The organism is Microcoleus sp. Pol1C5, assembly GCF_036701115.1.
Lineage (GTDB): Bacteria > Cyanobacteriota > Cyanobacteriia > Cyanobacteriales > Microcoleaceae > Microcoleus.
This window is the reverse complement of the sequence record NZ_JAUBQE010000012.1, coordinates 12,139-35,664: the sequence shown is the minus strand read 5'-3', so window position 1 is coordinate 35,664 and position 23,526 is coordinate 12,139. Positions and strand designations below refer to the sequence as shown.

Here is a 23,526-nt window from a genome sequence, read left to right as displayed (position 1 = left end):
AGCTACAACTGAGGTCATAGTTAATTGAGCGATAGACAAAATATTGAATTCAGATAGATACTTATGAATTTTGAGATTAAATTTTTGATAGCACAGGCTAACTCTACTCCAGTTCTCGCTCAAACCCAGAGGAGAACCCAGCAACCTACACCCCTATCATCAATCGACTTAGGCGGTCTCTTCCAACAATACAATAACCCGGATGGATATCTAACAATAGGAGCGCTGATATTCCTCCTCTTACTATCTCGGTTTCTGGGAAATGGAAAGGGCAAAATTACCACTGGCAAAGTGTGCGGAACTTCCGAAAAGATGGCAGCCACTCAGCTTGCCTTGAAACAAATTAAGGAGCGCAAGCATAATAAAGTCACGCTATGGTGTGGCAGCCCTCGCTATTGGTGGAAAGGAAAAAAACTTAGAGGTTTTGTTACCAATATTCAGACAGCTTTTGGTTCTCCTCCCACTGTTTGGCTCCCTCATGCAGAACGGTCAACTTTAGTAATTGGAGCACCTGGGTCGGGTAAAACTTTTTCTACAATTGATAGGGCGCTAGAAAGTGCAATGGTGCAAGGATTTCCGATTATTCTATACGATAAGAAAGGCGATCAGCTCAAACTCCACGCACCTCTGGCAGCGCGGTATGGCTACCAAGTGTCGGTATTTGCACCGGGAGAACCTTATTCAGGCATCATTAATCCCCTCGACTTTATGAAGTCCCCTCAAGATTCGGTCATGGCTGGGGAAATCGGTCAGGTTATTAATAGAAATGCGAGTTCTGGCAATGGAAAAAGTGATGAGTTTTTCTCTAAAGCCGGAGACTTATTGGCTAAAGCACTCCTTCAATTAGTCAAGGGTTCTAGGTATCCAGACATGGCAATGCTCTATGCAATTTTGAGGTTGCCAAATTTGGTAAAACGGATTGACTATGCGGTTCAATCTCGTCAAATTGATGAGTGGGTTGCCACCAGCTTCAACCAATTTTTGAGCGCTAAGGAAGCAGAAAAAACTATTTCAGGAATTCTGACGACAGCGGCCGGAACGTTCAGCAGTTTTATCCAAGCTGACCTGTTGCGAGCATTTTTGGGAAAGTCGGACATCCCAACGAAAATAGAAGGCCGACAGATGATTATTTTCAAATTAGATGACGAGCGGCGCTCCGTCGTGGGGCCTCTGCTAGCAGCCGCGATTCACCTCCTCGTTGTGTCCAACTTAAGTCGCCCTCGGAAAGACCCACTGGTTATTTCACTCGATGAATTTCCCTCCATTCGATTGGATCGGATGCCGCAGTGGATTAACGAATATCGCTCAAATGGAGCTTGTTTCATTCTAGGAATTCAGAGTTTGGAGCAACTGTACGAAGGGTACGGAGAGAAAATGGGGGCGGCGATCGCCTCTGCTTGCAGCACTCATATTTTATTCAATCCGGGTAACACTGATACTGCAAAAAAATACTCCGAACGCTACGGAGAAAAAGAAGTTTTGCTCAAAAGCAAGTCCACCAGCCGTTCAATGGGCTGCCAATCTCAAAGCAATCAATCTATTAGTTGGAACGAGTCGCTTCAAAAAATGCCGCTGTTTTCGGTGGACGAAATTTTGCGGTTCCCCCAGGGACGGTGTGTAATTACGAACCCCGGCTACAGTTCCGGCGGCGAGGGGTCAATTCCTTACGCGCTGACTATACCTATTCCCAAAGCAGACTTGCAGCGGCAAAGCGAGAGTGAGGCTCTCTGGGATACAGAGGTCAGGTTCCGGCTGGAGAGTCGGGTGCAACTTGCCAGCCAAGACCAGCTTACAGCCGCTTTGTACGATCGCATTGAGGAAGCAGAACGGATGCTGCCTCTGCCAGACGCCGGAGGTAACGTTCCATCCCAATCGCCGACGCCGCCAGCTTCAGGCAAGAAATTTGGCTCTGACCCGCTAGACTCAGTTGTCAGTAAAACTGGGCGTTCCAAGCGGGTTTTTGCCACTGGCAGCATTGGCAAGCGCTAGCGGGCGTGTGGCAGCCAATGGAAAATTTTCCATTGGCATTGACCTGGAAGTTGGGATCAATTCGGATAGCAACAGCCGCGATCGCATTCTGAGCGGCTGCGACAATAGTCTCTAAATCTCTACCTCTGGAATTCCCTCGATGTCGAAATGAGTTAGGGACGCGCAAGCAGGCGGTGATGTTCTTCGAGCAGCAACAGGCGATCTCGCCTTTCCTGCCAGCGCGGACGCGAGCCAATCTCTTGTCTGTGTGTGTTGCCGGCTGTCCCAACTGATTTCATGCCTCGTCCCCGGATGGGCGGGGTGCAGTGCTAACACGGTTAGCTTGATATTTTCTGGCGACAGCGAGAGAGATTCGGCTGCTGTCCACAATTTTACTCGGTCAGACCAATTTAATCCAGGATGGCGGATTGCCCATTCAATTAAATGGACGGATTGACGTTCAAGAAAAGCTGCATTGGCGTTGATTTGTACGCATATATCTTTATTAAGCCTAGCGCTAAACTGAGTATCGACTAAGAATGTAGGAGGTTCCCATTCAAATACCTCTGGAAATAGCAAACTAACTTCCATAATCCACTTATCCACTTTGGGATTCGCAAGTAGCAGGGGTTCAGTGGGGAGTTTCAAGAAAGTTTGTTTCATTATTAGTTGAAATTCCTCTTGTTTCAATTCAATGGGAACTGTTAGTTGTGTCGGATTGGCTAAAAAATTTAAATCAGTGAGGGTGATTAATTGCATAGGTGGGTAAGACAGTTACAGCCTACCCAGAGGGCGCGACGCTAGTCGCCTGCATGCTATTTATTGATAATGAACATTTGGGTTATCAAATATTTATAAATAAGACTTGAGCGACCTCAAGAAAAATGCTCACGGGCGATCGTCACTTGAGAGGGTTTCGAGTACAGGGAACTTCAGTTTAAGGGCGATGTCTCAATGCCTGCGACTACGCCATTGCTGCCCAGGAACATTGTTAATAACCCTCTCAAGCAGTCATCATGCTTGTCGAGGTTAAGGAGCCTCAACGATTGACCTATCAAGGTTTCAGAGGCGTTGTCACCCGCGTCAGACCCGGAAGCGAAAAAACGAGCCAAACAGTTATAGGTTGCATTGCTCGGCTATGGTAGCGACGAGTTAAACTGCGACGCAGCAGCACTCAATACTGTGCGATCACACATTCAAACTCATTGGCAAACAGATCATCGGTTAGTTTCAGTAAAAACGAACCTTACTACAAAGCCTGCTCGATCGCCCGCCGCGCCAATTCCACCTGTTCCACAGCATCCAGATAAGCTAGCGCTGCTGCATCCCAAACCACTTTTCTCTGCATCCTGTTCAAGACGATTTTCCCAAACTCGTACACCGTGCCGAAGCTTTGCAGCCTAAGAATTCGCTCAGCTATTGAGCAAAAACTCGGCGTTGGGTTCAATATCGCCACCACATCCGATTGAAGGAGCGACACCACCTCTGAACCCATATCGACTTTCAAAGTCGCTCCAACTTCCACAATCCGGCCCCAAAATCCATTCCACTTCCTTTCCGCTATTTTTTCAGTAGGAATAAAAGGAATTTTGACAATAACCCATGCCCCCGCGCTGTCTGGACCAAAGTGCGTTTTGACTCCCTCACCCGTAATTGGTTCGCAAGGAGTGCAAGTTTTACATCCTCCACCGCAATCGCTTTCTTGAACCGGCTCGCTACTACTGCTGCCCTCGGTTTTCTTCGAGGCGGAAGATTTTCTCAAAGCAGCCTTAATCAGAGCTTTAGCTTGTTTCGGGGTTTTCGCTGCTCCCGACGAGATCGCAGCCAACGCCACTACTCGCTTGTCCTCTTGTATCTTCGCAAGTTGATACCCCACATCTATGCTGTGGTCGTTGATAATGTCCAACCACTTTGCAGCCAATTCGGGGCGAGCTTTCTTGAGCTCGTCGGCAGCTTTGACGGCAATGCGCCCTTTCCTGTAGTTCCTGCCGCACCCCAAGCCGACTATAGCCGCCACAATATTTTCCGTCAGTTCCATTTCCCTTGGACTCAGGCCCAAGTCGATCGGGTTCAATGGAAAATTTTCCATCAGCGGTTGCTGGTTGTCCGACGGCAGCTCTGCTGAGCCAGCAGCTTGGTGGCGAGCTTTCTTAGCAGCGTGTCTGTTCCTCAGCTCTCTAGCTATAGGCTCCACAACAATTCCTTCCCGAATTCTCTGTACTGGACTTTGGTGGCGGTGGCGGTTTTCTGCCACCAAGACGAAGAGCTCGTCATCTTCAGTCTGGAAGGGGCGGACAATAACTGGGACAAACTTCCAGCCCAGCGCGGATAGCGCCCTCCACCGCCGATGGCCGCTAACGATCGTGCCATCTGTTTTGACGGTCAGCGGTTGGACGTAGCCTTTGAGTTGGATCAACTCTACCAGGTCAGCAATACGAGCGGTGCACCCGTAAATTTCCTCATTGCGAGGGTGAGGCTTGAGTTGGTCAAGACCAATATGCTGAATCGCGTCGCTGACTGAGAGCGACACAGTTTCATTTTTATTCATTTGGATAGCCCTGGTTGTTTATTTGGGGATTGGGGCTTTGTACCGAAGGCCTGCTAAACCCAATAAGGTTTCCTAACAGAAAGCTGGGGTTATTCTCTGTCGGGGCGGCGCGGGCTGTATCGGCAGGTCGCCTTCACTGTCAAAAGGTTCGCTGCTTTTACATTCTTAGAATAGCATATTTCTTAAACTAGCAATGCGCTACATTATGGTATAAGAAAAGACTATTATCTTTGAAATATTTTTAAATGATTATTGATTATTATGATAGCGCTTATGATAAAATGTGGAGAAGTAATTAAAATTAATTATAACAGATCCTTTATCACCTTGTATTTCAAAATTACCCTTACTACAAACATAATGTCTGTTGGAGACTTTAGCCCATTTGTTACGAATCTTTCCAGATTTCTGGCATCTCTGTGAGGGTTTTATTTTTTGACTAGCAAGCATTAACATTGGAGTGACTTTAGTTTAATTAATAAGTTTTATAATGTGTTTGGGTAAAAAAATAAAAGATTCCCCCGTTTAACTTCTTGCATTAGTTAAACAAGGGGAATGAACACTCGCGCTCGCCCCTATATCGCCCCTACATCGCCCCTATATCGCCCCTACATCACTTCTACTGAGCTTCTACTGAGCGCTTCCTTGCTTTCTTAGAAGGAAACAGTTGGGCGATCGCCAGAATTGCAGGCAACATGGAATCCCCTTTACGCCCAAGCTTCAGCGAACCCTCTAAGTCAAGCAGCAGAGACACCGCAGACAAAAGGGATGTTAGAGAAACAGCAGCTACTTCTTTTCTCAGAAAGTACACTCGCTTCGGGTTGGCAATTTGGCAAATTCGGGCAATTTCAGCGTCTTGCTTAACTCCTCCAACTATCGCCGCTTTTACCCACAACCAAGTTCTAAATTGAGCAATCAGCGTCGCACAAATCGCCAGCGGGAAAGTTCCTATTGCCAAAAGTTCAAGCAGCAAACAGACTGCTCTGTTAGAGTTATTTTCCCTCAGTGCTTCGGCAAGCTGGAGGCTATTTTGAGTGCTTGAAGGAACCAGCGATCGCACAGAGTTTAAAGTGAGGGAAGCGCCACTGCTGTAAGTCGCCAACTTGTGCAGTTCTGATTCGGCGCGAGCAGGATTGTTGCCGATCGCAACCGCCAAGTAATCAATAGCATTTGAGTTCAGCGACAGCCCTATTGCCAAAGCTTGAGTTCGGATCGATCGGGCAATGAGATCCGTCCGCCAGGGGGGAATAAGGTCGAACTCGAACAGCTTAGCTTGAGAAAGCAGGAATTTTGCCACCTTCAGGCGTTTGTCAATAGAAGGCGCTACAAAAACCAGGTGCGTCTTTTGCGGTATCTGCGGGAGCAACTGGAGAACCTCCAGCGTCTCTTCAGTAAACTGTTTGAAATTACACCCTTCTATCACCACTAACTTTGCTTTTTCCGTTGCCAAGGCGGGAGTCAGAGCGCAGTCAACCGCCTCATTCAATGCCGAAGCATCAAAACGGTGATAATTGAAGCCAATCCAAGCGGGGTCGAGGTTCTTTTTAAAGGCAGAAAGCTTTTTGTGAATCGCGTGGAGGTCATCCCCTATCAGCAAGCTAATCATGGGTTCTTCTCCTCGAACGACACAAGATAGCGGACGCCCGTTGCAGCCAGAAATATCTTCTGCACCTTAGCCGCGTTCCGGTTGAACTTGTCCAGGTATTGGGCGGGCACGGCCAGCACCGCTTTCTTTTCCGTCAGTGCTACCAGGGAAGCAGCACAGAGTAAAGCGCGGTTCTTCTCAGAAGTTGCTGAGAGCACTTTTTCCCAAATGGCTCGCTCTTTGGAACGAGGCGGGCGCAACTTGGAGGAGGTGGGCAGCTTCTGGGTGCGATCGGGCTGCCAAGAGTTGCCACTCGCGTTCTCTGCGGCGTGGGGTTTTAATTGTGGCACATGAGCCAATCCCAGCAAGCAGAGTTCCAGCCACAGCGTTGGGTGAGCGCTCTTGCTGAGCTGCCATTCCGAAGCCTGCAACTGTTCGAGGCCAGCAGCGATCGCATTGCAGTCCCAAGCAGAGGCAATTTCCAGCAGGGCCGAGTGCGAAATGCCGCTAACTAGCATCAGCGAACAGTCCGGCACGCTCGTTGCAAGCAACAAGTCCCGGTAGCAGGCTAGCAGCGACGCCAGCAGCATTTTAGGGCTTTTCCCGCTGTCAATGAGTTCGCGGGACAGTTGCAGCAGCTTCAGCGCGTCGCCGGCGCGGGTCGATTTCAAAATTGCAACTAAATCGGGTTCCGGTATCCGCCCCGACAGTTCCAATACGTGAGAGCTAGTAATTTCCTCTCCTAATAAGCTCAACTGGTCGAGCAACTGCAAGGCGTCCCTCATCCCGCCATTCGCGGCGCGGGCGATCGCAATTTTAGCTGCTTCGGCAATTGCAATTGACTCTTTCTGGGCTACCATTGTTAGCTGTTTGACAATGGCTGGGATTGGCAGCGATCGAAACAGAAACGTTTGGCAGCGGCTGTTAATTGTTGGCAGCACTTTGTGTTGCTCTGTCGTACACAAGATGAACACTACATGATGCGGAGGTTCTTCCAAACATTTTAGAAGAGCGTTAAAAGCTTGGGAACTTAGGCAGTGAACTTCATCTAAAATAAACACTCGGTAGCGGCTGATAACTGGTGCGAAGTGCGATCGCTCAATCAGGGCGCGAGCGTCATCCACACCGTTGTGGGAAGCCGCGTCAATTTCAGCAACGTCTAAGCTGCTGCCTTTTTCAATCGAGCGGCAGGATTGGCACTTGCCACACGGCTTTACTGTGGGTTTGTCTGCACTGGTGCAGTTGAGAGATTTAGCTAAAATGCGGGCCGTTGAAGTTTTGCCCGTTCCCCGTTCGCCGGCGAACAAGTAAGCCGGAGCAATTTTATGAGTTTTGACCGCATTGGAAAGTGTCCTTTGGATGTACTCCTGTCCGGCCAGTTCAGACAAGCTACGAGGGCGGTATTTTTGAGGCAATGCGGAGTACATGATTGAATGGTTAGGTGTAATTTTGGACTGAGAAGAAGGGGAAGGGAAAGGAAAAATTCACAGGCTTTATTTATGCAACTGGCACATATCGTAGGGTGCGTCAGAAGCTGAAACCATCGATAGTCCTTGTAAAACTTTGTCTGACGCACCCTATAAGTCAATTTGAGTGTGACAGTTGCGTAAGTCTTAATCAAGATTATTGTTAGCTTTTATTGAATAAAGAAAAGCCAAAATTTCTCCTTTCTTCCCCTTCATTCTTTGAAAATCGGCATTAACAAGTATTTGGCGTCCATTAGGATGTTGGGCTTGGAGCGGTTGCCAGCAGGAACTAAGATGGCGGGGCCGTCGCGCTGAGTGAGGTGCATTTGGAGTTGGGAACTAGCGATCGCTTTTGCACCTTCCAACAGGTATTTTATATTGAATGAAATTGACCAATTGCCGTCTGAATTAACGTGCGCTGCCATCTGTTCCAAGCCGTTTCCAAATTCTCTGAAAAGCGACAGTGACACTTGTTGTGTTTCGCTATTAATGCGGATGCTGAGCGTTTTTTCTTTCTTGTCTGCCAGCACAGCAATTCTCTCTATAGCTTTGATGAAAGGTGCTTTTTCCAGCGTTACCTGATGTTGGAAATCCTGCTGCAAGAACTCGTGATAAGCTGGGTATGCGCCTTCTAAACAGCGCGTTACTAAGCGCTGCGCTCCCCACCGGAATTCTACCAAAGCGTCGAGAGTGCTGTAAGAAAGCTCTACTGGGTCAGCGGATGTCCTGCTCGATAAAATTCGCTCCAGTTCGGCGAGCGATTTAGCTGGGACTGTAAGCTCTAGAGGCTGTGCAATTTCCGCTTGTTTCTTCTTAGAAAAACCTTGAATTGAAGTATTGAGGACAACCAAACGGTGGCCGTCTGTGGCAGCAAATTCGAGGCTATCTTGGCCGATTTTGAAGTAAACACCTGTCAGGATGTGCTTGCCTTCATCGGTAGCGGTGGCAAACAGTGACCCTTTCAGCCCTTCTTTCAACGTTTCAGCGGGGATGCAAATTGTTTGCGCTGTTTTTACTTCAGGAATGGCCGGGAATTCTTCACTCGAAAGCCCTCGAACTTGATAGCGACCGCAAGCAGCAATTAGGGTAGCAACTGGACTGTTGCTAACAGCCTCTGGCAAGGTAGCGCTATTCCCGCTGTCTTCGCTATCTTCACCTTCGCGATTCAAGGCTTCGCGACTGACCAAAGTGATATCTCCGGGCGAGAATTTCCCGACAATATCGCTAAGTAGCCCGACAGGAATGGTCATGTCGCCGGGAGATTGAACGTTGGCCTCAAAGGAGGTTTGAATAGCCAATCTCATGTCGAAAACGCTGAGTTGGACTCGCTGCGTTTTTTTGCAAGCGACCAAGAGGACATTTCCTAACACGGGGTGGGTGGGTTTGGCTGGGACAGCTTTGCTGACAAGTTCGAGATGGTTGGCTAAATTGTCTTGCGTGCAGACGAGCTTAATTTCTGCTGGCAAAAGCTGGGGAGAATCGCCTGCGCTATTGGAGGAATTGCGCTCGGATTTTTCTTCAAGTTTTGGTTCATCTTCGACCAAAGGTTCGGTTTGTTCTAAGGGAACACTTGCCTTGGGTTTTATTTTGGAAAATCCGCTTTCTTTTTTTCGGCTTTTAGCTGTCGCGGTGCGGGATTTGGTTTGCATCTTTGTGCGTTAAAATAGCTGCTAAGCGGGGGCAGCGCTAGCTGCCCGGAGAATAGCTTGCACGATTCAGCTTGTCACTCAACTTTAGATATAAGATTTGATTACGATATTCCAAGGAATCCCGCCCACCTTGACCAAAAAAACGAAGTTGAGAGTGGCACGGACAGGCGCGGAATGTGATTTTTTTTTCACTTTACCAGTGAAAATGATGCTAATTTGAAATTTTTAGCGCACGTTATCAGTAAAGTCGATATAATTCATGAAAAATTAGGATCGAGACGGGAAGTCTTTGATGCGGCTTTTCAGCGTCGATTTATTGATTTACAAGACATTAATGGTTAATTGATAGGAAAAATCGCCAAGCCTATATTTCTCATCCTAACTCAGAAGTAGAATGTTTAGATAACCCCGTAACTTTGAGCCGTGAATCTATTTTACCCAGTTTTGTGTTAGACTTATCAATTATTTGGTAAATAGCAAATGCTGGGCATATTCGCTTCGCCACCTGTAACATCGAGCAGGCGATCGCCTAATCCAGAATTATTGGCAAGTGACCCAAATATCAACCCACCACTGATTTATTAGGCAATGCCTTAGATATCTATTTTTTAAGCAATGTTCTCGAAGAAAAACCCCGCAAAACGAGGAAATAACCAATGACGAGTAAAAAATCTAACGCTGGTGGAGCAGCAATGGCTGGCGGAGCACGCTTCCAAGCCAGGGTTAGTGCTTGGTACTGTGCTCGCATCCTTCTTCAAACTCCAGCTATTGGACAAGACTTTGACCTTCCTGCTACCTCAATAGCAGAGCGAATTTACTGTGAAACAAAAGATAGTATCGACGATCTCCGTGTTGAACTTACTGGTAACGGTAAAATTTATGGACAATGTAAAACCAGCATGAGCTTGTCTACGAAGACTAACAGTCAATGGGCACCTGTTTTAATTCAATTCTATAAAGAATTGGAAAAAACACCGATTGCAGGAGTAGAACGGCGTTTTGTTCTCTTTTATGAAAAAACTAATGGCAAGCTAGAGGAATTAAACAGTTTTCTAAAAAGATATCGCCAACTGCCTACGGGAAGTGCCTTAATCGATGCAGCTCATAACAAGGATGAAAAAAAATTAGCTAACAACTTAGATACTTTACTACAAACTTTACATTCAGAGGATGCTAAAAAAAACAATCCTCAGCTTCAAAACTTAGTTAATTACAAAGAAGTCCTATTACGTCATACTTATATCAAGCAACTTCGTTTGGGAAAGAACGAATCAGATTATTTGGGAGTTGTGGATGCACTTCATCATGGTTTATTAACTAACTCTGCTCAAATAGTTCAAGTGCTAAATTCCTTACATACATTAGCTGATGATTTGCTGGCTGAACGAGGTTCACAAGACAGATTAGCACTGCGACAAAGGTTACAAGGTGAAGGAGTCACTCTGCAAGACAGTCACAACTATCGTCTTGATTTCGAGCAGTTACAGGAATGGTCTGCTACAGAAATAAAATATCAAGAAAGCCAGGGGAGATCAAAACTGATTATTGGTGGAAAACAACTTCCTATTACTCGACCAGTAGTTGAGGTAATGCTTGAAGCAGCAAAGACACAATCATTTTTGGTTGTAGGAGGAGCGGGAACAGGTAAGACAGGTTGTTTGTTAACTCTGGCTAATCGACTCCGAGATTCTGGCGAACGAGTTTGGTATTGGGCGGCAGACTCTTTGCCATATCATTCTCCCCAAGAAATACAAACTTATCTAAACTTACAACATTCTTGGATGGGATTGTTCGCTGAGGCAGCGTCAGGCATAGGAGCTACTCTAATCGTAGATGGGCTTGATGGTTTGCGTGACACTCGTGCTAACGCATACCAAAAATTATTTTCACTAGCTATTCAAAGGGGTATAAAAGTAATTGCATCAGTTCGTTATTTTGACCTAAAATATTCCACAAACCTAACGGAAATTTTCCCTGCTGTGCCAGCACCTCTATTCTTAGAGTTTCGCAATAAAGATTTAAATAAAGTAAATCATTTTTTTATTGCCGATTTAGATAACAATGAGTTAAACGAAGTAGTCAATTATTTTCCAGAGATTCAAACCGTTTTAGCGGTAATTCCTCAGCTTCGCGAAATTATCCGCAATTTGTTTAGCCTCGATCTTTTATGTAAACTGATTGCAGAAGGTGAATCAGCAGTTCAACTTTCTGGGATTTCTACTCAAGCAGAACTATTCGATCGTTATTGGGAGAAACGAGTTAAATCCAAGCATCGCGAGGAAATAACAAAAGCTTTAAAACTTCTAATTGAGCAAATGGTAAAGCAACAAACTCTACAAGTTGTTCCCGAGCAAACATGGACAACGGATCTAAAGGAATATCTCTTTAGTACAGAGTTTATTCGTCACCCCCATTCACTACCTGGTCGTTTACCTGAACCAGAACTTATTGAATTTAATCATCACCTTCTTTTCGATTATCTGGCCGAACGACTTTTTGTGCGATCGCGACACAAAAATTTAGCTAATGAACTCACTCGACCCGATACTTGGGGCTTATTTCTGCGACCAAGCCTCGTGCTATTTCATCGTTATGCTTGGAACCAAGGAAGACTTAATTTTTGGGATACGCTACTCGATTTGGAACGGAACTCAGTTTCAGTTCTTCAAAAACTACCTGGATATTTAGTAATAGCTGAAGAGGCTATCAACCGTGAGGATTTGCAACCCTTACTAGATGGTACTATTCGGAATGATAAGGATAACAAGCACTGGAAGCAGATAATACAGGGCGTTATTACTGCTGCCCAATATTCCTCTTTACCTAGACTCTTTAAATCAACATTAGGTGACTGGTGGATTGAGTTGGCTCGCGATCTTATCAAAACAGGTAATTCCCAATTGGTCTACGTCAATCAACCAATTTTATTTTCTGCATCTAATGCTTTAGAAACTCTGTCCGAACCGGCTAAACTACTGCTCAATCAAGCAGCTACTGTCCTTTTACAATTTTCTTGGAGTCAAGGTGTTCCACCCAGCCCTTTTCTTAGACTTCCTATAGAGTGCATATGTCGAACTATCTCTTCTGATATTTCTGCCTCATCTAATATAATTCGTAAAATTATTAGTTATGATGAGCTTCAACGGGCGGGCTATATTCAAATTTATGAGATAGTGAGCCACATCGAAGATATTTGGAAAGCAGATCCGGTTTTAGCACGCGAGGTATATGATGCTGTTTTTGGTTATAATGAAACTAGCGAGTCTTCAACTGCGGTAACTCCTAGTCAGATATTTTCATTAACAAGCACTCGCCAACAAGACTATGGCTTAGCCCGTCATATCCTTACTGAAAAATTCCCTCAATTTTTGTCAAACCACCCCACAGAAGCAACCCGTGCGCTCATCCGAATTATCAAACATTTTTATAATCGAAAAGAAAAGGAGGATCTTCAGCTTGGTAAATACCCTCTTGTAGCAAAAGCTCTTAAAAGGTTAGAAGAGCAAAATTTAATGGATGAAGATAGCTAACAATATAATGAGCAAGTTGAGATACAAGAAAATGCAACCGAAAGAAAATAACCTACAAATTGAGAAAATTACTCTGAATGGTCAGGAGGGACGCTTGCAAACCGACTGGAGCCATATTTGGGATGCAGAAAACAGCTTGTTGGTAGATGATGAAGTAGAAATGTTACGTTGTTGGTCAAAATATCTGACAGACTTACCAAAAACCGACCAACCAGATGAAAAATGGCAGCCTATTTTGGATGTTGTTATTGCTGAAAATGATCTAGCAGCAGTTTGGAGGAGGTTGTTAATTGCTGCTATTTCTGCTCCTGATTTTTACGCCCAGCGGATTTGGACGCTATTACTAAACCCAGGAATACTTCTGAGTTTAGAAACTCAAGAATTAGCCCAAAATTGTCTCGAAGCTTTTGCTTCCGAATTAACTGATGAAAACTTTTCCCAAATTGAATCGCTGCTATTAAATAGAGCGCTTGATTGCCAAACAGAAAACCCCAATAACTATTTATTAGCAAAAATAGCTCGGATTTTGAGTAGCATCCCCGAAGAAAAGCGGAGTTCAGAAACCCAAGAATTTTTAAGCAAATATCTGGGGAATGAAAATTTATATAGTAGACCTACCTATCAGCTTACATATACTCCTGTTGAGCAGCTACCAGTTGACTCATTAGGTAATCCAGAATATACCCCAAACGAGCAGCTACCAGTTGACTTATTTGGTAATCCTAATGTATTTTTGCAAGAACTAGAAGAGGCAAAAATTTTATATCAACGTGCTTCCGAGTCAACTCCCTTAAACAACCAAGCAGAATCAGATCTTTTTGAACAATTAAAAATAATTATAGAGACCCCTTCAGCCCCTCCATCTCCACAGAGTTTAGAAGACTTCGATCGCGATCCATCTGTCTGGCAACAACCACCTATATTTGCCGTAGACGGATTTTTATGCCTGGCGATTAAAACAGACTCGCTTCAGATTGAATGGAAAGACTTACTCCGCCGTCTCGCGGATGACCCAGATCCGCAAGTACGTTCCTGTCTGGGCCAACAAATTTGGCAATTTCTCAACAAGTGGCCAGAATTCGTCTGGGAAACCTTGGATCGTTGGTTAAACGAGCTTCCCAACCGTGCAGGAACTATTGGTGTACTCCGTAAGACTCTACATCCATCTTGGTATGGGTGGCTCCGCAACAGTGATGCTGCTCGTGCTGAGCAATTTTTTAACAAACTTCTAACGGCTGCTCGCTTGTGTAATTCAGCGGAGCTTCGGAGTCATTGCGGTGCATTGTTAACTGCTTTGTGGTTCTCTGAAGGAGAAACATGGGTAGGTGAAGCTCTCAGAAATGCTCTTGACTCTATTACAGACAACGCTGACGAATTAAAGGGTGCTCAAGAGTATGCAGTTCACGAACTTCTGCCGCGATCGCCAAAAGAACCTCCTATTCCAGTCGAAAAACACCAACGAGTTCAGGATTTCCTTTTGCAACTGTTAAAGGGAGCTAACGAAGCACTTCGAGTCTACCGTGCAGAGGTAACAAATATAACACCTTCTGATGGAGCAAACGAGCCAGCGCCCTGGGTTAAAAAGGTTTCTGACTTTTTTGATGATGTGGCAACTGAATTTGACTTTTCAGCCGAAGGACACGCTAAACAATGGACTAGCGCTCAAACAGATGATAAAGAAGCAAAAATAAGCGCATGGTGGCAGACTGTAGAGCCTATTCTTGAAGCCTTGCTTGCCATACCTCACCCAAGTATCGTGTTTAAATTAATCGAGGGATTGGAGCATTTTATAGACCTGGATCTTCAGCGTAGCCTTTATTGGCTCAGAAAAGCAACATTAGCTAGCGCATCGGCAGGACTTGTCAATGAACCGTTGGCAGCAGATCGCACTATTGAAATACTCAGTAGAATTTTAGCCGACCACAAAAAGTCTCTATTAGACGAAAATGTTCTACGTTCGGACTTGATTCAAATACTAGAATCTTACTTGAAGGTTGGGTGGCCAAAAGCCGTACAGCTAGCAGTCCAGATTGAGACTATTTTTAGATAAAATCTGAATTCAAATGCAATCTCTAAATATTGCAAGTGTCTCCCGCCATAGTAAAAAAAGTAGGGTGAGTCAGATAATCAACCAGAAATTTCAACCCCTTACCGTTCAATCTGACGCACCCTACAAGTTACACTAAAATCTCGCTAAAAAAATGACTCAAACCATCTCACTCACAGAAAACATCCCCCTGAAGCTGCAAATGTCACCTGCCATAGACATGACAGACGAGCAATTTTTTGCCTTCTGCCAGCAAAACCGGGATTATCGAATTGAACGCAACGCCACCGGAGAAATTACCATTATGCCACCCACAGGTTCCGAAACAGGAAATCGCAACTTTGATTTAATTGTACAACTGGGAATCTGGACAAGACAAAACGGAACAGGAATCGGTTTTGATTCTTCTGCGGGTTTCACCCTCCCCAACGGCGCGATGAAATCCTCTGATGCTGCTTGGATAAAACTGGAAAAATGGCACAGTCTCACTCCCGAACAGCAGCAAAAATTCGCTCCTATTTGTCCTGATTTTATCATCGAGTTGCGTTCTCCCAGCGACAACCTGCAACCCTTGAAAGACAAATTGCAAGAATATATCGATAACGGTGTTTCTCTCGGTTGGTTAATTGACCGGAAAAACCGTAAAGTTTACATTTATCGTCCTAACTCAGAAGTAGAATGTTTAGATAACCCCGCTACTCTCAGCGGCGAATCTATTTTACCCGAATTTGTGCTACAATTATCAACTATTTGGTAAATAATTTGGTAAATAATATGGCAATTAAAAGCAATTAAAAACGATAAATTTACAGGTTAATACCTAAATATCTGTTTTAATTCTACGCCAAAACGCCGTACAAGTCAACCCCCCAGCCGGGGGTGGGCGATCGTCTTGTCAGATCGCAAGCGAGTAGGCGTAGCCAGCCACAGGCATCGCCCTTAAACTCTAAAAGTGCCATTCACCAAATATAAAATGGGTTCACTTAGTAACAAAAACCCGGTGCTTCGCACGACTACAACTCACGTACATAAGCTGATTGTGCGCTCGAATACTGTCGCGGTATTCTTTGACAAATTGAGCTTTTTGACTAGGAAAAAGTTGAGCGAGATACAGCAATTTACTAGCGACTTTTCTGCCGATATCACTGCTATCAATTCCCACCTCCGTGAAAGTAGAGCCTTGAGAATTGTGTACAGTAATTGCCCAACAATTTCTCAGATCTGCAAAGATTTCACAATGGTCGTACCATGCCTTCCATAAGCTCGGATTGCTTTTAGCATTTTGCAGCAACCTAGCATTGTCCTGTTGGAATCGGCAAGCGTCACTTTCGTGGAGGATGTAAATTTGGCGTCGGTCGCCTGCATCGGTTTTAACCTGGAGATTCCAGGCTTTATAGCCAGAGTACCTATCCTCTTGAAATTCGGCAATTTCCACTTCTGCTGATGTGGGCAGGATGACGGTTTTGCCGTCGGGAGCAATAACGGGAGCTTTAGCAATCAACCTCTCTCCAATAATAAATCTGGGAGCATTTTTTCCGTAGATTTTGGCTCTGATTTTGCTATTCCAGTAGGCGACGCGCTCGTTAGTGTAGCAGAGGATGCGAAAGCAATCAGGGTCTTGAGGGAAAGTAGAAGAAAACTTTTTTAAGGCGTATTTCAGCAGCGTTTTTTCTCTGACTAAGAAGGCTCCGTTTTTTTTATCAAGGCTGAATTTGGAGAAGGGTTTGAACGCTTCTTTGCTCTTGACAGCCGTGCGGCAAGCTGTTACGAATTCTAGCAGGGGGCTGCCCGCACCTTGCCTGACGACCTCTGTTAAAACGGCTTTTTCAGGCACGCTGAAGGATTGAGATTTTTTCTCTTCTATGAAGCCATTATTAACAGGAGGCAATTGTGCGGGGTCGCCCATAACAATAAGCTGCCGATTGCTGCCGATGAGTAAAGCGCTAGCAATTCTTTCTTGAATAATATTCCACAGTTCTGCTGTAACCATACTGCACTCATCGAGAAAAATGGTGTCGTACAGGTGAAGGAAAGAAGGAGAAACTTGTTTGAGGATTTTATTTTGCCCCTGTTTGACTGGAGCTAACCCCAATAGCTGGTGGATGGTCATAAAGTCTACTCCTCTCAGTCCTTTTTCAGCAGCCATCCGTCGCAATACGCCTACAGCTTTATTGGTGGGAGCGGTGAAAGCGACTCTCTTTCCGGCGCTGACTAATTGTTCTGCTACCAGGTTGACAAGGGTTGATTTTCCCGTACCTGCATATCCAAATAGCCCGAATACCCGTTTAGAACTTGCTACAAATTGTTCGAGGAGTTGGAGGGCGTTGTTTTGTTGAGAAGTTAATTGAAAATTCGGTTTGACCAGTGTTTGAATCATAGGGTGGGTTTCTTCTACTATCTTTCAAACACTAATCAGCGGTAGCTGAAATTTACACAATCATTAATTGATGGAGACGATAATAATAACTCTAACAGGACTTACGCATAACCTCTATATGTAGGGGTGAGCCATAAGCACTTTACCGCTACCAATAGTGTATCTAAACACTTGGGGCGTAAGTCTTGTATAATTTGTTCTGTTGATTTGACTGCTACTCAAATTTTCCATAGTTAGGACTTATGCACCCATCAAAAACTCTCCCAGTTATCAGTTGGATTGATAACTAGGAGAAATTGTGGAGAAGCGGAGTTATTAATCTAATGCAGGTACTTTGACTAATTCGACTTCAAAATAAGTTTTGCCCATCAATCTTGAGGCAAAACAGGCTGTTCTTGACTATCAAAAATAATCACAAAGGTGCGATGTTTAACCAACCGGTGCAAAACCCGCAGATGCTCATCTGCATCGTTTCTCTTGCGAAATCGCGCCACAACAATACGCTGGCAATTAGGAAGTAAGCGAATTAAGCACCACGGGTGCAACTTCTCAAAATAGGTCATTTTAACCTCCTGATAACAGTAACAAATTGTGTTTGTGTTTGATTACCTGCCATTACCTTAATTGAAACAATATTGTCAAAGACAGGTCACGGTGATATTGACAATTGACTATATTTGTGCTGAAACCAGCTCAAATTATTTTTTGATGCTGAAAAGGCTTGATGTATATAAAATCAAAAACAATAGTGGCGCGTCTATTTGGGAATGAGGCATTAGAAATCTCCTCAGAAACTCGCAGGGGAGTAGGGGAGAAGGGGAGAGGGGGAGCAGGGGGAGCAGGGGAGAAAGAGTTTCTTTGATTCATAACGGGTGCTGGGCCTCCGTGAAACGCTTTGAAGTTTATCAATTTGAGAAAACACGGGCAATTGTTGAATGCACTAATTTCAAGCAGACGCGCCACTACTAATGCACGCTATTATCTTCAGAAAGCCGACATAGCAAGGTTGCCAGTGCCTCGGGAATTTCCTCAAAATGTTCCAGCAGAAAATCCATTACTGCCAGATGACGCAAATCGACAGGAGTAGGAAATCTTCGATTTTTTCCCTTTTTAAACCAACCCCGCACTGTAGAATTAGAACGGGAACAAATAAAAGCGATTTCCTCGTAACTCACCGCCCACTTGCCATAAAACTGCTTCGGCGTCATTCCCAATTGGCATTGGCTGTAAGCTGCAATTAAATTGCGCTCTCTATCTGTCAAAGTCTGCGGCTTTTTCATCCTCAAACCCCTCCAAATCTTCCTCCCGCGCCGTATCAAACTGACACCAAGCTGCGCTCTTGGAATTAGCAGCCAGCCAAATTATGTAGCACCACATCCAGCAGCAACGGCGCGGTTCGTAGTTGTAAAATTTGCCGATAACTATTCCCCAATCGGCTTCTTCGCCAACATCAGCCCAGCGCACCATCTCGCCGCACTCAAAGCGCGGCGTGTGAATTTTGGCAAAATTAGCAGGCAATTCGATTGAAGGTGGCATCCCCTTCAAATCTCTTAGCAACAGCGCCGAAATCAAATCTCGACTTCCTTTTAAGATTGACATAAGTTCATAGCTGTGAATCGATTGCACCTGACTTTTTTTGACAGGTTTTCCGGCAAATTTCTTGATAAAGAAATTGCAGCGCGATATTCCCCTAAATCAATCAACTCAAATCAAGCTGTGTAAATTCCTTTCTCCGGCATAATTGCCCTGTTTTGAAGTTAAATGCTAACCCGTGACCCGGGCAGGTTCCTAAATTAGGGTGCTTGGTATTTGGCAAAAGTTTATAACCTTTGTGGGGGCAAATATTACCAGGCAGCAAGGAGCAATTCGAGTAAGCTTCCTCCAAGCGTGGCAAGAAGTTGTAGTCTGCTGAAAGGATTGGTATATTGCGGTAGCACAAGCGCACCACTTGTTTTATCAAAAATTTGGGTGGAAAACCCCGTCGTTCTCCGACGGCTTTTATCGAGGCAGGCACACAAACACTTCAACGAAGTGCAGCGGATAAAGCGGATAATAAGTAACATAATAGGTTACTTGACTTGCTGCCGTCAAAAATTTTAAAATAAAGACAGTTCAACCAATTAGGAGGTGATTTAAACGATGTTTTCCAACTACGTTTACAAGCTACGCCCCAATCAAACGCAAGATGCAAAAATGTCGAACTGGGTCGATATGCTTCGCAACCACTATAATTGGTGTCTCAACGATCGAATCGCCCAATACAATCAACAGTTCATACTCGGCAATTACTGCGATATAAGAACTCACAGTGAAGCTGCTCCCTTAACCTGCTGTGTCAGTAAAAATGGTGCAACGGGCAACCCGTGGAAAGATTCTAAGTTAAACTCACGTGAGTCTGATCTAGAATCCCAAATCAAAAATCCTCGTCGTAGTGCAGGCGAGATTCAGATCGTGGCATTACCAGATTTAAAAAAAGCTCGCCCTTGGTACAAAGAGCTCGACTCAACAGTTTTACAACAGAATGTTAAACGGCTAGACACTGCCTACAAAAACTTCTTTGAAGGCCGAGGATTTCCTAAATTCAAAAATCGCAGTAATTTTACATCTTTCACTTTTGTCATGGGTGTAAAAGTACAAGGCAACAAGATCTATCTCCCTAAATTAGGATGGATGCGATTCCACAACTCACGTCCCATCCCTGACGGTTTTACAATCAAAGCCTGTACTGTGAGAAAACGGCAAAATGGTTGGTACGCATCCATCAGAATTGAAGATAAGTCAGTTCCCGACTACAAAGCTAAACAAAAGTCAGAAATTGTCAAAATAATTGGCTGCGACATGGGAATTACTAAATTAGTTCATTTATCAGATGGCTGCCACATAGACAACCCGAAATTTGCAACTAACAAAAAAACTAAACGCACTCTAAAAATCAGACAAAGAAGGGTCAGCCGTAAAGTTAAAGGTAGCAAAAACCGCCAAAAAGCAGCTAAAAGATTAGGTAGACTGCATCAAAAGATTAGTGAACGGCGTCAGGCTTATCAATGGAAAGTAGCTAACAAGATAGTATCTCGCAACGTAGATGCGATCGCCCTAGAAAACTTAAATATTTCAGGGATGAGGCGTCGCTGTCGCGTAAAAATTGACGAAAAGACAGGGAGGTTCCTCAAAAACGGACAATCGAGAAAGAAAGGTTTAAATCGTTCGATATCAGACGCAAGTTGGGGTGAATTGATTTTAAAGATTGAGTATCTGGCTGCAAAGCAAGGAAAAGTCACCATTAAAGTCAATCCCAAACACTCCAGCACAGAATGCAGAAATTGCGGTCATATAGAGCGCTCGAGTAGAGATGGAGAAAAGTTCATCTGTGTGGAATGCGGCTATTACGAGCACGCTGATATCGGAGCTGCAAAAACGATTAGAGACCGAGCATTGCTCGCGGTACGTGGGGACTCCACGAAACCTGGTGCAAGAACACCTAAACGCCCAAAATGTATCACCACACTCAAATAGCTTTTGTGGTGAGTTTGGGAACCCTAGTAATAGGGATATTAAGATCGAAATGTCTTAAGAATCCCCGTGTCTTTAGACCGGGGAGTGTCAATTCGATAACTTCACAAGCTAATTGAACTCGTGCTTGCCAATCTTCAGCAGTTTCCCCATCTGTGAAGAATAAGTTGATAAGTCGGTCATGCCAAAAGCGAAAGTCAAAGTGATAGTGGAGCGGTTCAAACTTGAGAATTTCTGCATCAGAGTGCGGTCGCTCAGGAAGTATAGGAATCCAGAAAGGGAGGATTTTCCCTGGAAATCTTGATTCCAAACTGGGAGGACACCAGCTTTTAACGCATTGTACAAGCGCTCTTTCTCCAATGGCTACTACTTGATTCTGTGTTTTAGTTTTGTTAGGGAAATAGGCAGAGTTTTTGGCCATTAATTAGTGTTGCTAGGAATTGGCACTAATACCAATCTCTCTCATAGTTACAAGGAAAGATTGCGTTCGCTTAATGGTAATGATTCTGTTGTCAAAAATTTTTATGGATGCGTTGCAAAAATCTTTGCAGTACAGAAATCGCTGTCCAATTACCTTTATTAGCAGCTTCGAGATATCGCCGGATCGAATCTTCAGTTAGTTGTTGGTCAAGCCAATGCGTTAATTCCACTAGCTCCTGCTAAAATGGGTTAGAAACCCCGTGCTTCTAGCACGGCTTTACATTAGAACTTACGCATCTCACAGGATAATTGCTATAATGTGAGACATAACGCAAAAAGCCTTTAAGTACCGCTTCTATCCCACGCCTGAACAAGAAACCTTGTTGAGACGCACGATGGGCTGTACTCGTTTGGTCTACAATCGCGCCCTTGCTGTGAGAACACAGGCTTGGTACGAACAGAAGAAGCGAGTCGGTTACAGCGATACTTCGGCAATGTTGACCGAATGGAAAAAGCAGGAAGATCTGCAATTCCTCAACGAGGTTAGCTGTGTCCCATTGCAGCAAGGATTGAGACACCTTCAGAAAGCATTCTCGAACTTCTTCGACGGGCGGGCGAAATACCCCACCTTCAAGAAGAAACGCAACGGCGGCAGCGCAGAGTTTACCAAGTCTGCCTTCAAGTTCAGAGACGGGCAAGTCTTTCTTGCCAAGTGTTCTGAACCCCTGTCGATTCGCTGGAGTCGAGAATTGCCACCAGGTGCAACTCCATCGACCATTACGGTGAAGCTCTCGCCTGCTGGACGCTGGACAGTTTCCTTGCTGGTGGATGTCGAGATTGAGCCATTGCCAAAATGCTCCAGTGAAATTGGGGTAGATTTGGGTGTGACCAGCCTGGTTGCCTTGAGCGATGGCGAGAAGATTGCCAACCCCAAAGGCTTCAATGCGAAACGCCGCAAGCTCAGGAAAGCTCAGAAGGCGTTGAGTCGCAAGCTTCATGGATCGAACAATCGCCACAAGGCACGACTCAAAGTGGCAAAGGTGCATCAGTCCATCGCTGACGCGAGAAAGGATTTTCTTCACAAGCTGACCACTCGATTGGTGCGCGAAAACCAAACGATCGCCGTCGAGGATTTGGCCGTGAAGAATATGGTGAAGAACCCCAAACTTGCCCTCTCCATCAGTGATGCGAGTTGGGGCGAGTTGGTAAGACAGCTTGAATACAAGTGTGACTGGTACGGTCGTACTTTAATCAAGATTGACCGATGGTTTCCGAGTTCTAAGCGGTGTGGCAATTGCGGTCACATCGTGGAAAAAATGCTATTGAATGTTCGGGAATGGGATTGCCCAATCTGCGGGGCGCACCACGACCGAGATATCAATGCAGCAAAAAATATTCTTGCCGCAGGGCTTGCGGTGAAAGTCTGTGGAGCGAACGTAAGACCGGATAGGCATCAGTCTGATGGCAGTTGCGATGAAGCAGAAAGGTCTAAGAAGTGATTCTTGGAATCACCGTGGCTCAATTCCCGGTGAGGATGTCAAGGCGAGATAGCATCCCTCTTTGAATTTTGTGTGGTTAATTGAAAGGGAGCCAGTTAACTGAAATAGAAGTCAATCCTAATTCTTAACAGCTAACTGGCTTTTTTGAGGGCGATCGCCCGTGATGAAGGCTTTCCTAGGTGAATGCGTTCGCTATTGTTAAAAATGGATGAAACTTAAATGAGCAGGTCACTCCCAATAGCGGCGATAGCCGCTCTTTGACCAGCCCGCTGGCTGAGTGCGATCCTCTTCGAGAGCTGCGCTAACGACGTATTTACGTCATCCTAGGTGCTCGCGATCGATAATCAACAAGATTTATTGTCGATCGCGGTTGAAAAAAATCAGATCGAGCGATCCTCTTCGAGAGCTGCGCTAACGTCGTCAACCAAATGGAAGGTGTTTGAGAGCCTTCTTCACGCGCGCGTGACAGGGCTGCCGCTCTTTGACAAGGCCAAACCTGTCTTGTACTGACAAATTTGTCAGTTCAATCTTCTGACTATCAATGAATATCCCTAAATTTTCACAAGGGCTTTTCGCCCGAAAATAACTTAATTATTTGAGCTTTTTTTTAGTGATATAGTAGTCGCTACCAACCAAAATTACCCCAAATATCTAACTTTTAAGGGGTAAATATTGGCGGTTTGTGGGTGTAATGACAATCAGGATTCCGGTGTATTTACTGCTGGTGTCGCACTGATAAGTACCTTCGGCTTCTTGATTGGTGGAGTCATTTTTAATGATTTGGGCATTTCCTAGCATTTGCAGCAGTAAGTATATATCTGCCCTTTTACTGGTTCCGTAAGATAGTTTTTATGGAGTTATGGGGATTACGTCAATTACAGCTCAAGAGTCAGGAAAGCTTATTCACACCTCACTCTTGAGCAGGCG

General features: G+C 44.9%; 17 protein-coding genes. 6 read left to right on the top strand and 11 right to left on the bottom strand.

Translation table 11 applies throughout. The features are described 5' to 3' along the window. Positions 1–63 precede the first annotated feature (63 nt). On the top strand, positions 64–1,989 hold the full coding sequence (locus tag QUA23_RS09090) for a type IV secretion system DNA-binding domain-containing protein (RefSeq protein ID WP_333075349.1): 1,926 nt from the start codon (positions 64–66) through the stop codon (positions 1,987–1,989). A gap of 111 nt (positions 1,990–2,100) precedes the next feature. Here QUA23_RS09090 and QUA23_RS09085 read toward each other — a convergent pair whose 3' ends face one another. The 5 genes from QUA23_RS09085 to dnaN all read right to left on the bottom strand — a co-directional run bounded on the left by QUA23_RS09085 (position 2,101) and on the right by dnaN (position 9,216). After that, entirely contained in the window at positions 2,101–2,727 is a 627-nt protein-coding gene (locus tag QUA23_RS09085) for a hypothetical protein (protein WP_333075348.1), read from the bottom strand. 490 nt (positions 2,728–3,217) lie between these two features. Further along, a complete protein-coding gene (locus tag QUA23_RS09080) occupies positions 3,218–4,516 on the bottom strand; it encodes a ParB N-terminal domain-containing protein (RefSeq protein ID WP_333075346.1) in 1,299 nt (432 codons plus the stop codon). A 619-nt stretch (positions 4,517–5,135) separates the two neighbouring features. Continuing rightward, positions 5,136–6,122, bottom strand: a complete 987-nt coding sequence (holA, locus tag QUA23_RS09075) for a DNA polymerase III subunit delta (RefSeq protein WP_333075344.1) — start codon at positions 6,120–6,122, stop codon at positions 5,136–5,138. Beyond that, positions 6,119–7,528, bottom strand: coding sequence for a DNA polymerase III subunit gamma/tau (gene dnaX, locus QUA23_RS09070; RefSeq protein ID WP_333075343.1), 1,410 nt, complete (start codon positions 7,526–7,528; stop codon positions 6,119–6,121). The genes holA and dnaX overlap by 4 nt, the downstream gene beginning before the upstream one ends. 251 nt (positions 7,529–7,779) lie before the next feature. Continuing rightward, entirely contained in the window at positions 7,780–9,216 is a 1,437-nt protein-coding gene (gene dnaN, locus QUA23_RS09065; protein ID WP_333075342.1) for a DNA polymerase III subunit beta, read from the bottom strand. A gap of 656 nt (positions 9,217–9,872) precedes the next feature. On the opposite strand from dnaN, the gene QUA23_RS09060 reads away from it, so the two are divergent. From QUA23_RS09060 to QUA23_RS09050, 3 genes are all read left to right on the top strand, one after another. After that, positions 9,873–12,746, top strand: a complete 2,874-nt coding sequence (locus QUA23_RS09060) for a hypothetical protein (protein WP_333075341.1) — start codon at positions 9,873–9,875, stop codon at positions 12,744–12,746. 31 nt (positions 12,747–12,777) lie between these two features. Further along, a complete protein-coding gene (locus QUA23_RS09055; protein WP_333075339.1) occupies positions 12,778–14,796 on the top strand; it encodes a hypothetical protein in 2,019 nt (672 codons plus the stop codon). 151 nt (positions 14,797–14,947) lie between these two features. Continuing rightward, positions 14,948–15,550: a Uma2 family endonuclease gene (locus QUA23_RS09050; RefSeq protein WP_333075337.1), complete on the top strand. Its 603-nt coding sequence runs from the start codon at positions 14,948–14,950 to the stop codon at positions 15,548–15,550. A gap of 222 nt (positions 15,551–15,772) precedes the next feature. Here QUA23_RS09050 and QUA23_RS09045 read toward each other — a convergent pair whose 3' ends face one another. The 5 genes from QUA23_RS09045 to QUA23_RS09025 all read right to left on the bottom strand — a co-directional run bounded on the left by QUA23_RS09045 (position 15,773) and on the right by QUA23_RS09025 (position 19,115). Next, the gene (locus QUA23_RS09045; RefSeq protein ID WP_333075335.1) at positions 15,773–17,170 is read right to left on the bottom strand and encodes an AAA family ATPase; all 1,398 of its coding nucleotides are present in this window, start codon (positions 17,168–17,170) and stop codon (positions 15,773–15,775) included. A 368-nt stretch (positions 17,171–17,538) separates the two neighbouring features. Beyond that, positions 17,539–17,733, bottom strand: a complete 195-nt coding sequence (locus tag QUA23_RS09040) for a hypothetical protein (RefSeq protein WP_332955146.1) — start codon at positions 17,731–17,733, stop codon at positions 17,539–17,541. 402 nt (positions 17,734–18,135) lie between these two features. Beyond that, on the bottom strand, positions 18,136–18,450 hold the full coding sequence (locus QUA23_RS09035; RefSeq protein ID WP_015211720.1) for a hypothetical protein: 315 nt from the start codon (positions 18,448–18,450) through the stop codon (positions 18,136–18,138). Continuing rightward, complete coding sequence (locus QUA23_RS09030; RefSeq protein ID WP_333075333.1) at positions 18,422–18,769, bottom strand: hypothetical protein; 348 nt, start codon at positions 18,767–18,769, stop codon at positions 18,422–18,424. The genes QUA23_RS09035 and QUA23_RS09030 overlap by 29 nt, the downstream gene beginning before the upstream one ends. Before the next feature lie 100 nt (positions 18,770–18,869). Continuing rightward, the gene (locus QUA23_RS09025) at positions 18,870–19,115 is read right to left on the bottom strand and encodes a Rieske 2Fe-2S domain-containing protein (RefSeq protein WP_333075490.1); all 246 of its coding nucleotides are present in this window, start codon (positions 19,113–19,115) and stop codon (positions 18,870–18,872) included. Between the two features lie 248 nt (positions 19,116–19,363). Between QUA23_RS09025 and QUA23_RS09020 the strand changes: the two genes are divergently transcribed. After that, complete coding sequence (locus QUA23_RS09020; RefSeq protein ID WP_333075332.1) at positions 19,364–20,683, top strand: transposase; 1,320 nt, start codon at positions 19,364–19,366, stop codon at positions 20,681–20,683. Between the two features lie 743 nt (positions 20,684–21,426). Further along, positions 21,427–22,599: an RNA-guided endonuclease TnpB family protein gene (locus tag QUA23_RS09015; RefSeq protein ID WP_333075489.1), complete on the top strand. Its 1,173-nt coding sequence runs from the start codon at positions 21,427–21,429 to the stop codon at positions 22,597–22,599. A gap of 651 nt (positions 22,600–23,250) precedes the next feature. Here the strand turns inward: QUA23_RS09015 and QUA23_RS09010 are convergent. Further along, positions 23,251–23,397, bottom strand: a complete 147-nt coding sequence (locus tag QUA23_RS09010; RefSeq protein ID WP_333110349.1) for a hypothetical protein — start codon at positions 23,395–23,397, stop codon at positions 23,251–23,253. Between the last annotated feature and the right edge of the window lie 129 nt (positions 23,398–23,526).